The sequence below is a fragment of the Pantoea sp. B65 genome, from assembly GCF_047308185.1.
Classification (GTDB): Bacteria; Pseudomonadota; Gammaproteobacteria; order Enterobacterales; family Enterobacteriaceae; genus Erwinia.
In genome coordinates, this window is the sequence record NZ_JAHXPU010000015.1 from 345,730 (window position 1) to 358,783 (window position 13,054).

Here is a 13,054-nt window from a genome sequence, read left to right on the forward strand (position 1 = left end):
ACCGCACGCCGCACCACTACAGATACCCTGATAAGAGAACATTTATTTCATAAATAGTTAAATATGAAATTTAAATTTTTAGATCGGCTTCGCAAAAAATTCGTCGGCAGCGGTGATCCACACAGCGAAACGCCGCGGTAACGCCCGATTCCCGCAGAGAGTTCACGGTTAATCAGGCCGGGAAAATAGCGCAGCGGGATGGCAAGGCAGACCAGTGATTACGGGGGCTGGCCAGAATGGTCCCCCTGCTTCGCGGTGAGTGAATGCCCCTTGCAGAAAAAATGCGATCCACGCCGCTAAAAATGAATTTTTCAAAGGGAAATATTTGAAAAATTTATTTCAATATAATACTTTCTTAGCACGCATTCGGGTTTTGCCCGGTCAGGTAGCGTGTGACGTCAAAGTCTGCCTGCAGGGATCCATCACATCAAAGAGGCAAGAACATGAATATCACGGGTAACTTTATTGGCGGTAAAACTTCCCTTAGCGCCAGCAACGAAACCATCCCGATCTACGATCCGGCTACCGGTAAGCCGGTACGCGAGCTGACGCAGAGCACCGCAGAAGAAGTGGCCAAAGCCATTGAAGTAGCGCATAACGCCTTTGATGACTGGTCCCGCACTTCACCGCTGCGCCGTGCGCGTATTATGTTTAACTTTAAAGCACTGATGGAACAGCATCGTGAAGAGCTGGCGGAACTGATTGTCAGCGAACACGGTAAAGTCTGGTCCGATGCGCTGGGTGAATTGACCCGTGGCCTCGAAGTGGTGGAATTTGCCTGCGGTATTCCGCACCTGATCAAAGGTGAAAACTCTGCGGATGTCGCTACCGGTGTCGACAGCTACTCGCTGATGCAACCGTTGGGTGTGGTGGCCGGTATTACGCCATTTAACTTCCCGGCGATGGTGCCATTATGGATGTTCCCGATCGCGCTGGCCTGCGGTAACACCTTTGTGCTGAAGCCGCCGGCGCTGGATCCTTCCGCTTCGGTGCGTATGGCCGAACTGCTGACCGAAGCGGGCCTGCCGGATGGCGTATTTAACGTTATTCACTGTTCAAACGAAGATGCTGAGCAGCTGTACACCGATCCGCGTATCCAGGCGGTCAGCTTTGTCGGCTCGTCTGGCGTGGCGGAACATATCTATAAAACCGCCAGTGCGCATGGTAAACGGGTGCAGGCCTTTGGCGCGGCGAAGAACCATGCCATCGTCATGCCGGACGCCGATCTGGAAGCCACCGTTAACGCCATTATGGGCGGCGCCTTTGGATCTGCCGGTGAGCGTTGCATGGCGCTGCCGGTAGTGGTTGCGGTCGGCGACGATACTGCCGATAAACTGATTGCCGCCCTGACGCCGCTGGTGAAAGCGCTACGCGTTGGCCCTGGCATGCAGAAAGGCAAAGATGAAAATGAAATGGGGCCGGTGGTTTCCGCCGCTCACCAGAAAAAAGTGCTGGGCTACATTGATAAAGGCGAGCAGGAAGGCGCGAAGCTGGTGGTTGATGGTCGCAATATCGAGGTGCCGGGCTATGCTGAAGGTTACTATGTTGGCGGTACGCTGTTCGATAACGTCACCCCGGATATGGTGATCTGGCGTGAAGAGATTTTTGGACCGGTGCTGAGCATTATGCGTGCGCCAGACTATAAAAGCGCGCTGCAGCTGGTTAACAGTCATGAGTTTGGCAACGGTAGCGCCATCTTTACCAGCAATGGTCATACCGGCCGCGACTTTGTGCGCGAAGTTCAGGCGGGCATGGTCGGGGTTAACGTACCGGTACCGGTGCCGATGGCATTCCATAGCTTTGGTGGCTGGAAACGCTCTGTGTTTGGCGCGCTGAATGTGCATGGGCCAGATGGCGTACGTTTCTATACCCGTATGAAAACTGCCACTGTGCGTTGGCCAAGTGGTCAGAAGACGGTCTCTGAATTCAGTATGCCAACGCTCGGATAATCACCCATACAGGAGAAGCAGGATGTCTTTGCTTGCCAAATATCAACAACCGGATGCCAGTGGCCGCATCCAGCATGTTACGCCGGAAAGCGCTGGCTGGCGCTATGTTGGCTTTGATGCATACCAGTTGCAGAAAGGCCAAACTCTGAGTCTGGAAAGTGGTGATAAAGAGCTGTGCCTGGTGCTGGTCGCCGGGCTGGCATCGGTCAAAACCTTGCATGCGGAATTCCCGGGCATCGGTAAACGCATGTCGCCCTTTGAGCGTACGCCGCCGTATTCGGTGTATGTACCGCACAGCGATAAAGTGGAAGTCTATGCGGATTCCGATCTCGAGCTGGCGGTATGCCGTTCTCCGGGTAGCGGCAAGCTGCCGGCGCGGCTGATTGCCCCGGCGGATGTCGGGGTCGAACAGCGTGGCAAAGGGCACAACAAGCGCCTGGTGCACAATATCCTGCCGGATGACAAACCGGCGGATAGCCTGCTGGTGGTGGAGGTATATACCAATGAGGGCGATACCAGCTCTTATCCAAGCCACAAGCACGATCAGGAAAACTCAGAAAACGAAACTTATCTGGAAGAGACCTATTACCATCGGTTTGATCCGCCGCAGGGGTTTGCCATGCAGCGTGTTTACACCGATGACCGCTCGCTGGATGAGTGTATGGCGGTATATGACCGCGATGTGGTTAGCGTACCGCGTGGTTATCATCCGGTAGCCACCATCGCAGGTTATAATAACTACTATCTGAACGTGATGGCCGGGCCGGTACGCCTGTGGAAATTTAGCTGGGAGAAGGATCACGCCTGGGTAAATAGCGACCAGTATCCGCGTCAGTAAACGACTGATAATGGAAAAGGGAGCCGGCTTACCGCTGGCTCCCTTTTTTTTACCGCGCAGGGGGCGTCTGGCTGCCGCCCAGATAACAGAAAAAGCGTGCGACCGGGCTGCTGAGGCGATTACAGTTTTTATAACAGGCATCGCGCTGGCTACGGCATGCCAGCGCCGCAGGGCTGACTATCAGCATCGTTAGCAGGCAGAGACGTAGTAGACTCTTCATCTTTCACTCCTTCCCTAAGCTCAGACCTGAGTTGTTTTACACCCACTGGCGGCGGCGGTAAAAGAGATAACTGAAAGTAACTGTTTCCATTGGTTACTTTGTGCTGCTGAGGTTATTCGCTACTGTTCAGCGCCAGTGATACCGCAAGGGTTTGCGCCAGACACAGTGAAGCTACCTGCGAACGGAAGCCATCCACCTGGGCTTCACGCACCACAAAACAGATATCACTGAAGGCCGCCAGCGGGCTGACCTGGCTGTCGGTAATCGCAATCAGATGCGCGCCACGCTTGGCGCCCAGCTCAACCAGCTCTACCGCTTCACGAGCGTAAGGCGAGTAGCTAATGGCAATCACCACATCCCGCGGATTGACCATACTCAGCTGCTCGGTAAACATGCCGCCAAGGCCGTCAATCAGAAACGCCCGGCGCTCCAGATGACGCAATGCATAGGTCAGATAGGAGGCGACGCTGAACGAACGGCGCAGACCAATAACGTAGATATTTTCCGCGTCACCGAGCATTTTTACCGCTTTATTCAGTTGTTCCGGATTGGTTTGCATCGCCAGCTGTTGCAGCGCCTGTGAGTTCACCATCGTAAACACATTGAGGATCTCGGCCGGACTTTCCGGGGCGGAGGCGCTCTCATCGGTTGCGGTCTGACGAAACAGGCGTGCGCGCTCGGTATAGTTCACGGTCTCTTCCATCAGATGCTGACGGAAAACCTGTTTCATTTCGTTAAAGCCGCTAAAACCAAACGCGTTGGAGAAACGAATCAGGGTAGAAGGCGGCACATCGGCCTGCTGGGCAATAGACGCGACGGTATCGAAAGCGATGCTGTTGCTGTTATCCAGAATATAACGAGCTACCTGTTTGAGACGTTTGCTGAGTGTATCGTAACGACGACGAATGTCGTCCTGTAACAAGGAAAGTTGGGTCGGATTATTGGTCATTACTTCTGCTCACTAGAAAAAATTGGCGTTTTGCTGACCGATATTCTACCAGATGGATGGAAAATTTCACTTGATGACGAATATTGCTGGCTTTATTTCATCGCAATATGAATCAACTCACACTATATGGACGAGGATCTCAGCGTCAGCCTGCCTGCGGCGATAAAAAAGGCGACCTGAGGTCGCCTTTGCCATGATCGAATGCTTATTTTGCCGGGCGCGCTTCGCGCCAGTAACCAATCAGCCTCAGGTAGTTACTTTTCACCTCGTTGATCAGCGATTCATCATCCAGTTCGCCCTGTAGCCACTGGCGTGACGGCTGACCGAAAATAGTGCGGCCGACGGCAAATCCTTTCACCCATGGCGCCTGTGCGGCGGCGGCAAAACCCGCTTTCAGTTTCTCTTCCGGCGCATCCAGCCCCAGCAGCAGGATGCCGCGGCAGTGCGGGTCATGCTGCTCAATCAACTGACCAATCGACTGCCAGCTTTCCAGCGACAGCGGCGGCAGTTTCCACCAGTCTGGCTGTATACCCAGACTGTAGAAGTGGGTGAGAATATCGTGGTAGTACGACTCATTATGGTCCGGATTGCTTTCCGGCAAAATCACTTCCAGCAGCAGTTCGTGACCCGACTTGTTACAGCCACGCCAGACGTCGAGAATTAGCTCATCCTGCTGCTGACGCAGCTCTGCGCTGTCATGCGGGTGATAGAACACCAGGCATTTCACCACGTGTTCCTGCGGCCAGTCGATCAGCTGTGAGCCGATATTGCCATGCTCCAGACGCAGCGGGCGCGAGCTGGGCAATTCAATCGGACGGCCAATCCACCAGCCTTTGCCGGTAATGGCATTCAGCGCTTTCTGACCATAGGTGGTATCGGCGAGAATGCCGCTGCGGTGGTCAAGCCCCGCTTCAGCTGCCGCCGATTCGGCGCCTTTTAACAGCAGGGTTTTCAGTAATGGAATACGCGCTTCATCGACCCCGGCTTCGCGGGCCATATCGGCCAGTTGTTTGCGGTGATCGAAGGCAAACACATTCAGTTCCTGCCACTGCTGCTTACGGGTCGTCACGCGATGCAGATGGTTGAGACGCGCATCGAGGTCCGGACGTTTTACCTGCTTATCCCGGGCGAGGAAGTCGTCGAGTTCCTCTTTGGTCGGCATCGCCGGGGCACAACCATGGCGCGATACTACCAGCGCGCCGCAGGCGTTGGCATAGCGACAGGCTTGCTCCCAGCCTTCATCATTTAACCAGCCGCGCAGCAGGCCGGACATAAAGGCATCGCCGGCGCCCAGCACATTCAGGACTTCAACGCGCACGCCGCTTTGCAGTTTCGTCGCCTCCCAGCTATCCGGGATATCGCCTTCAAATACCACGCAACCCAGCGGGCCGCGTTTACAGACCAGCGTCGCGTTACTGGCCTGACGCACATTTTTCAGTGCGGTCAGCGTATCGGTACTGCCACCGGCAATATGGAACTCTTCTTCGGTGCCGACCACCAGATCGAAATAGTGCAGCACCTCTTGCAACTGTTGGGTGACATGCTGTGATTCGATAAAGCGGGTTTCACCATCGCCGAGCGAGGTCAGGCCCCAGAGTACCGGACGGTAGTCGATATCCAGCGCGGTGCGCAGGCCGTGACGACGGGCGATCTCCAGTGCCTTCAGCACTGCCGCACGGGTATTCGGATGCGACAGATGGGTGCCGGTCACCGCCACCGCACGTGACGAGGCAATATACTCTTCACGAATATCATCCGGGATCAGGCCCATATCGGCGCAGTTTTCGCGGTAGAAGATCAGCGGAAAGGTATCTTCATCTTTAATGCCGAGAATCACCATCCCGGTCAGACGCGACCGATCGGTAATCAGCGATTCCGTATCGACGCCGACACGCTGTAACTCTTCCCGCAGGAAGCGACCATTATGCTCATCACCCACACGTGCCAGCATGGCGGATTTCAGTCCCTGAATCGCCGTGCCATAGGCGACGTTCCCGGACGAACCGCCAAGATACTTGGCAAATGTATTGGTATCTTCCAGCCGCGCACCGATTTGCTGACCATAAAAGTCAACGGCGATGCGTCCGATACAAATCACATCAAGCCGCTTTTGTTGTGTACTCATACCTGTGGTTTCCTTCTGTGATAAGCAGACTCTGCCGGGCTTTTCCGGATAAAGCCGATCGAACCGATTTAACATGTTTGGCAGTATGAGGAATAAAAATTCCAAATTCAATATGAAATGAAATTTACACCCCAAAAATGTGAGGTAGATAAAACTCTGGCTGACTGGCGACTTTGATCACCGTTTTTTAACTGGTTTCAGGCCTGGCAAAAGCTGTGAGCACTGTCGCAACTCGTGTCCGGCAAATGCGCGAAGCTATTGAAGTGAAATGAAATTTCCTTTTAAAGTGTATTGATGGATGAATGTTTCAGTTAACGCCGGGAAAACACCAGGTTACAGCCGCGTTGACGGCAGAATTTGATCTCACTCGCAAAATGAAATGTTTTTTCTGTAATTATATTTAGTGGAAAAAATATTTGTTTATAATCGCATCACGTTTCACTTATCAGCTGTCGCCTCTTCTTTCACTTCAGCGGCGGCCTTAAATATACGAACTGCGGCATGTCTGTTTCAGGCGGACCCTAACGTAAAGGATGAGCACATGGGCAAGATTAGATTAACCACGGCACAGGCGCTGGTCAGATTTCTCGATAATCAGTATCTGTCGGTAGACGGTGTGGAAACTAAGTTCGTGAAAGGGATTTTTGCCATCTTTGGCCACGGTAATGTGCTCGGACTCGGTCAGGCGCTGGAACAGGATAGCGGCGACCTGGTGGTGCATCAGGGGCGTAATGAACAGGGTATGGCGCATGCGGCGATTGGCTATGCCAAACAGAAGCTGCGGCGCGAAATTATTGCCTGTACCTCTTCGGTCGGACCGGGCGCGGCAAATATGATCACCGCCGCTGGCACCGCCAGCGCCAACCGTATTCCGTTATTACTGCTGCCAGGCGATGTGTTCGCCACCCGTCAGCCGGACCCGGTGCTGCAACAGATTGAACAGAGTCACGATCTCAGCATCAGCACCAACGATGCGTTCCGCGCGGTCAGTAAATACTGGGATCGTATCAACCGTCCTGAACAACTGATGACCGCCTGTATTAATGCCATGCGCGTGCTGACCGACCCGGCGGAAACCGGCGCGGTCACGCTGTCGCTGCCGCAGGATGTGCAGGGTGAAGCCTGGGATTTCCCGGAGTATTTCTTCCAGAAACGCGTGCACCGTCTCGATCGCCGTTTACCTACGGCTGCTCAGCTGGATGACGCGCTGAAGCTGCTGGCCGGTAAACGTAAGCCACTGATCGTCTGCGGCGGCGGCGTGAAATACTCTGAAGCCGGTGAGGCGCTGCGTCTGTTCGCCGAGCATCACAATATTCCGTTTGCCGAAACTCAGGCCGGCAAAGGCACTATCGTTTCCGACCATCCGCTGAATGTCGGCGGCGTCGGCGAGACCGGTTGCCTGGCGGCCAATTTGCTGGCGAAAGAGGCCGACCTGGTGATTGGCGTCGGTACCCGTTATACCGACTTTACCACCGCCTCCAAATGGATCTTCCAGAATCCGGCGGTCAGCTTCCTGAATATTAACGTCAGCAATTTTGACAGCTATAAGTTGGATGGCGTGCAGCTGGTAGCCGATGCGCGTGAAGCGCTGACCGCCCTCGACAGTCGTCTGACGCAGCAAGGCTTCAGCAATGGATGGGGCGAGCAGATTGAGCAGGCGCAAAGCAAGTTGCTGAAAGAGACTCAGCGCGTCTATCAGGTGGAGTATAGCGGCGCCGATTTTATTCCGGAAATCGCCGACAATATCGATCGTGAGGCGCTGTTCGCCGAATTTAATCGTCTGACCAGCTCATTTCTCACGCAGAGCAGTGTGCTGGGCACGCTGAACGAGCAACTGCCAAAGAATGCGGTGATTGTCGCCGCGGCGGGTAGTTTGCCCGGCGATCTGCAGCGCGTCTGGCGCACCAAAGATTACAACAGCTATCACGTCGAGTATGGCTACTCCTGTATGGGCTATGAGGTCAGCGCTTCGCTTGGCGTGAAGCTGGCCGAGCCGCATCGTGAGGTCTATACGCTGGTCGGCGATGGCTCATTTATGATGCTGCACTCTGAGCTGGTGACCTCGATTCAGGAAGGCGCCAAGATCAACGTGGTGCTGTTCGACAATATGACGAACGGCTGCATTAACAACCTGCAGATGGAACACGGTATGGACAGCTTTACCACCGAGTTCCGCTTCCGTAATGCCGAAGGCGGCAAGCTTGACGGCGGGTTTATTCCGGTAGATTTCGCGGCGATTGCGGCGGGTTACGGCTGTAAAACTTATCGTGTCACCACCCTGCCGCAGCTGAAAGCGGCGCTGGAGGACGCGCGGAAGCAGACCGTCTCTACTCTTATCGATATCAAAGTATTACCAAAAACCATGGTGCACAAATACTTCAGCTGGTGGCACGTCGGCGGCGCGCGGGTGTCGACCTCCGAGCGCGTCGATGCGGTCGCCAGAATGCTCGACGAACATATTGAGCAGGCGCGCAAATATTAATCACTCAGGTGCCCGCAGCGCTTAAGCGCGGCACCGAAGATAACTTACTGATTCTCAACCCTACAAAATTCTGGAGATATCATGACGCTACGTTTAGGTGTTATCGGTACTGGCGCTATCGGTCAGGAACACATTCGCCGCTGCAGCAAAGTACTGCAGGGGGCAAAAGTGGTGGCGGTATCGGATATCAATGTTGATGGTGCCAGGGCCGCCCTTAAACGTCTGGGGCTGGAGGCTGAAGTCTATGCGGATGGCCATGATGTGGTGACCTCAGGCGAGGTGGATGCCGTTCTGGTCACTTCCTGGGATCCGACGCATGAAGAGTTTACCCTCGCCGCCATTGCCGCGGGCAAGCCGGTATTCTGCGAAAAGCCGCTGGCAATGAGCGCCGAAGGCTGTCGTCGCATTGTTGATGCCGAGATTAAATTCGGCAAACGTCTGGTGCAGGTTGGCTTTATGCGCCCGTACGACGCTGGCTATGTGGCGCTGAAAAAAGTGATCACTGACGGTGAAATTGGTCAGCCGCTGATGCTGCACTGCGCCCACCGTAACCCGACGGTGCCGGAAAATTACACCACTGATATGGCGATCACCAACACCCTGATCCATGAGCTGGATGTGCTGCGCTGGCTGACCGAAGATGATTACCGCTCCGTGCAGGTGGTATTCCCACGCACCACCGCTAAATCACATGCCCGACTGAAAGATCCGCAGATCGTACTGTTTGAAACCCAGAAGGGGATTCGCATTGATGTCGAGATCTTCGTTAACTGCGCTTATGGCTACGATATTCAGTGTGAAGTGGTCGGTGAAGAGGGGATCGCCAAACTGCCTGAGCCGCAGGCCGTGCTGATGCGTAAAGAGGCTAAACTGTCTGAAGCCATTCTGACCGACTGGAAAGACCGCTTTATCGATGCTTACGACGTTGAGCTGCAGGCGTTTATTAACGATGCCACTGCCGGTCAGCTGAAAGGCCCATCGGCCTGGGATGGCTACGCCGCTTCAGTCGCCGCCGATGCCTGTATTAAAGCGCAGAACAGCGGCGCCATTGAGCCGATTTCACTGCCTACCCGTCCAGCTTTCTACGCTAAGTAACCGCCAGCGCGACCCCTGAAGAGTAGCGGGGTCGCGCGGCAATAACCTGCTATTGATTATCCAGGGAGAGACTGATGAAAATCGCTTTTGATGTTGATGTCATTAAAGATTTGGGCATCACCAAAATGGTTCACCAGGTCGCGGACTGGGGCTACAAATATATTGAGCAATCACCGCATCCGCAGATTAACCCGTTCTATAAACATCCGAAAGCCAGCCGTGAAATTATGACGGAGTACAAAAACGCGCTGAAGGCCACCGGTGTTGAGATCTCCTCTTTTATCGTGGTTTATCGCTGGTCTGGCCCCGATGAAGCGCGTCGCCAGGCGGCAGTAAGAAACTGGAAACGCATGATTGAGATCGCGGTGGAAATGGGCGTGCCGGTGATTAACACCGAGCTGTCCGGTACCCCGAATGAGCCGGAAATCTGTGAAGAGATGTTCTATCGCTCAATGGAAGAGTTGCTGCCAATTATTGAGCGTGAAGGTATCCGCGTCGAAATTCAGTCTCATCCATGGGATTTCTGCGAGGAGAACAATCCAACTGTGGATATGGTGAAATCATTCCGCAGCGATCATGTGAAATATCTCTACAGCGTGCCGCATACTTTCTTTTATGACAAAGGGAAGGGCGATGTGAAAAGCATGCTGGAGTATGCCGGTGACGATCTGTCGCATGTATTGATCGCTGATACCATGAACCACACCAAGAATTGCCGCTATATCGTCAACCCGCCGGGCGTGGATGCCACCATTCACCAGCATGTGGGTGTGGGCGAAGGTGAGGTAGATTTCACGACGTTATTCCAGACGCTGCGCGAGATGAATTTTGCCGACCGCAGTTACAAAATCGGCGGTGAATCGATTATTGCCTCTTCGCTGTTTGGTTACCCGGAAAAAATGAAATTTCAGGCAGTGGAAACGCGCGAACTGATTGAGCGCGAATTGCTGAGTAAATAACACTTATGGCGGCTGAGCCGCCCTATCGAATGTCAGAGGCATTACGATGAACAAAGATAATGTGAAGTTGGCGATTGCCCCGATTGGCTGGACTAATGATGATATGCCGGAACTGGGCAAAGAGAACACCTTCCAGCAAATTGTCAGTGAAATGGCGCTGGCCGGTTTTACCGGCAGTGAAGTCGGCAGTAAATATCCGCGCGACCCGGCGGTATTGAAGCCGATGCTGGAGATTCGTGGGATCCAGATTTGTAACGCCTGGTTTAGTACTTTCTTCGCCCAGGGCGATAAAGCCAAAACCATTGATGAATTCACCAACCATATGAATTTCCTGCATGCGATGGGCGCCAAAGTGATTGGCTGCTCCGAACAGAGCAAGAGTATTCAGGGCACCACCCTGGCGGTGCTGGAAGATAAGCCGTATTTCAGCGATGAAGAGTGGCGTCTGACGGCTGAAGGCTATAACGAACTGGCGAAAATCGCCGCGACGAAAGGCATGCAGGTTTGTCTGCATCATCATATGGGTACCGGTATTCAGACCACGGAAGAAGTGGATCGCTTTATGGAACTGACTAATGACGATGTGTTCCTGCTCTTCGATACCGGCCACGCTTACTACTCTGAAGGCACGCAGGAGAAGATGCTGGCGCTGCTGACAAAATATCTGCCGCGTATCAATCATGTGCATCTAAAAGATGTGCGCGATGAGATTGTGGCGCAGGTGCGCAATGAGAAACTGTCATTCCTCGACGGCGTGAAGAAAGGCACCTTCACCGTACCCGGCGATGGCGTGATTGATTTCAAACCGGTGTTTAAAATCCTCGACGATTACGGCTATAAAGGCTGGATGGTGGTGGAGGCAGAACAGGATCCGGCGCTGGCCAACCCGTTCGAATATGCAGTAAAAGCGCGCAAATATATTCGCGAAACCGCAGGCCTGTAACTCACGGGCGCCGGTCAGTGAAAAACGTAAGGGGAGGCATTGATGCCTCCCCTTTTACCCGGCTTATTTCAGCTCAATGGTATTAATGATATTTTCCGCGTCGGTCTGCGCCTGCTGCTGATTATCCGCTGGCAGCGTTATTTGCAGTGTCAGCAGTTTGCCATCAACTTTACTCAATACCACCGAAGACCAGGAGGACTGGTTATTCGCTGAAATCACCGTATCCAGCTGTTGCGCCGGCTGACCTTTCAGATCGATGGATTTATTGGTGACCACCTGCAGTTGCGGATCGCGGTTACGCTGCTGCGCTTCCAGACGTTTAGCCAGCACATCCAGCGCTTCGCTGGTGGCGTCGCCGTTAATCACGATAATCGCCTTCTGACCAGACTCATCGGCATAAACATGCATATTGTTGGCCTGAGTCCCGAGCTTGCCGCTTTTATCGGACATGCCTGCCGGTAATTTGAAGTTCAGTTTGCCATCCATCAGATTGACGGTCTGCGCCGACTGGCTGCTGCTTGCGCCATTATCATTGGCAGCCGCTTTATCATTTTTACCGTCACAGGCGGCTAAGCCCATCACCAGCAAACCGATTCCTACATATTTCGCAATGTTACGCATCAGGATCCCTTTATATTAATTGCGTACAGATTTTCAGGCATTTATACAAACTGAATCAGCCGGTAAAAGCAACCGGCTAACTGTCACAGAATATACTCACCCCGCCTGGCGCGTCAGCAGCGTTATCCGAAATTCAGTTCGGTTTTATTGTTGCGTTCAGCGAGGCGTTTTAGCGCGGCATTCAGCAATACGCCGTAAGCCGGCAGGAAGAAGATCATGCAGATCAGCACTTTGAAGCTGTAATCCACCATGGCGATCTCCACCCAGTTCTGCGCCATAAACGGGTCCGGACTTTTGTAGAAGGCAATAAAGAAGAAGGCGAGGGTATCGCTGATATTGCCAAGGAACATGGCCGCCGCAGGCGCTACCCACCAGCTGGCTTTCTGCCGCAGACGGTTAAACACATGCACATCAAGGATTTGCCCTAAGGCATAAGCCATAAAACTGCCGCAGGCGATACGGGCGACAAACAGATTCATCTCGCGCAGTACCGCTAAACCCTGCCATTCGCCCTGATAAAACAGCGAGGAGAGGGCATAAGAGATAAACAGCGCCGGGATCATCACCAGCAGAATAATACGGCGTGCCAGTGGCGCACCAAAAATGCGTACTGTCAGATCGGTTGCCAGGAAGATAAACGGAAAGCTAAACGCACCCCAGGTGGTGTGTAAACCAAACACGGAGATTGGCAGTTGTACCAGATAGTTACTGGAAGTGATCACCAGCAGGTGGAATAGCGATAGCCATACCAGCGCATAAACGCGCTGACGCGGGGTAAACGAAATCATATGTAGCCTTTTTAATGGATGGGGTGAGGGAACCCAGCAAGAATTTTTTCGGACTATCTGTTTTTGCCATGCTGCTCGCGCACAG

Annotated in this window: 11 protein-coding genes; 6 read left to right on the top strand and 5 right to left on the bottom strand. The window is 53.5% G+C overall.

The window, feature by feature from the left end:
- Positions 1-443: 443 nt before the first annotated feature.
- Positions 444-1,949 (top strand): CoA-acylating methylmalonate-semialdehyde dehydrogenase, encoded by a 1,506-nt coding sequence (locus JWF83_RS04450; RefSeq protein WP_413648969.1) that lies wholly within the window; start codon positions 444-446, stop codon positions 1,947-1,949.
- A 22-nt stretch (positions 1,950-1,971) separates the two neighbouring features.
- Positions 1,972-2,787: a 5-deoxy-glucuronate isomerase gene (gene iolB, locus JWF83_RS04455; RefSeq protein ID WP_413648971.1), complete on the top strand. Its 816-nt coding sequence runs from the start codon at positions 1,972-1,974 to the stop codon at positions 2,785-2,787.
- A 49-nt stretch (positions 2,788-2,836) separates the two neighbouring features.
- On the opposite strand, the gene JWF83_RS04460 is transcribed toward iolB, so the two are convergent.
- From JWF83_RS04460 to JWF83_RS04470, 3 genes are all read right to left on the bottom strand, one after another.
- Positions 2,837-3,007: a hypothetical protein gene (locus JWF83_RS04460; RefSeq protein ID WP_413648972.1), complete on the bottom strand. Its 171-nt coding sequence runs from the start codon at positions 3,005-3,007 to the stop codon at positions 2,837-2,839.
- 112 nt (positions 3,008-3,119) lie between these two features.
- Entirely contained in the window at positions 3,120-3,956 is an 837-nt protein-coding gene (locus tag JWF83_RS04465; RefSeq protein ID WP_413648973.1) for a MurR/RpiR family transcriptional regulator, read from the bottom strand.
- A gap of 205 nt (positions 3,957-4,161) precedes the next feature.
- Positions 4,162-6,081 (bottom strand): bifunctional 5-dehydro-2-deoxygluconokinase/5-dehydro-2-deoxyphosphogluconate aldolase, encoded by a 1,920-nt coding sequence (locus tag JWF83_RS04470; RefSeq protein ID WP_413648974.1) that lies wholly within the window; start codon positions 6,079-6,081, stop codon positions 4,162-4,164.
- 541 nt (positions 6,082-6,622) lie between these two features.
- On the opposite strand from JWF83_RS04470, the gene iolD reads away from it, so the two are divergent.
- The 4 genes from iolD (at position 6,623) to iolE (ending at position 11,560) form a co-directional block, all read left to right on the top strand.
- Entirely contained in the window at positions 6,623-8,563 is a 1,941-nt protein-coding gene (gene iolD, locus JWF83_RS04475) for a 3D-(3,5/4)-trihydroxycyclohexane-1,2-dione acylhydrolase (decyclizing) (protein WP_413648976.1), read from the top strand.
- Between the two features lie 81 nt (positions 8,564-8,644).
- Positions 8,645-9,658: a Gfo/Idh/MocA family protein gene (locus tag JWF83_RS04480; RefSeq protein WP_413648978.1), complete on the top strand. Its 1,014-nt coding sequence runs from the start codon at positions 8,645-8,647 to the stop codon at positions 9,656-9,658.
- Positions 9,659-9,732: 74 nt separating this feature from the next.
- Complete coding sequence (locus tag JWF83_RS04485) at positions 9,733-10,617, top strand: sugar phosphate isomerase/epimerase family protein (RefSeq protein WP_413648979.1); 885 nt, start codon at positions 9,733-9,735, stop codon at positions 10,615-10,617.
- A 46-nt stretch (positions 10,618-10,663) separates the two neighbouring features.
- Positions 10,664-11,560, top strand: a complete 897-nt coding sequence (iolE, locus tag JWF83_RS04490) for a myo-inosose-2 dehydratase (RefSeq protein ID WP_413648980.1) — start codon at positions 10,664-10,666, stop codon at positions 11,558-11,560.
- Positions 11,561-11,623: 63 nt separating this feature from the next.
- Here iolE and JWF83_RS04495 read toward each other — a convergent pair whose 3' ends face one another.
- A complete protein-coding gene (locus tag JWF83_RS04495) occupies positions 11,624-12,181 on the bottom strand; it encodes a DcrB family lipoprotein (protein WP_413648982.1) in 558 nt (185 codons plus the stop codon).
- 122 nt (positions 12,182-12,303) lie between these two features.
- The gene (locus JWF83_RS04500) at positions 12,304-12,969 is read right to left on the bottom strand and encodes a 7-cyano-7-deazaguanine/7-aminomethyl-7-deazaguanine transporter (protein ID WP_413648983.1); all 666 of its coding nucleotides are present in this window, start codon (positions 12,967-12,969) and stop codon (positions 12,304-12,306) included.
- Positions 12,970-13,054 lie beyond the last annotated feature (85 nt).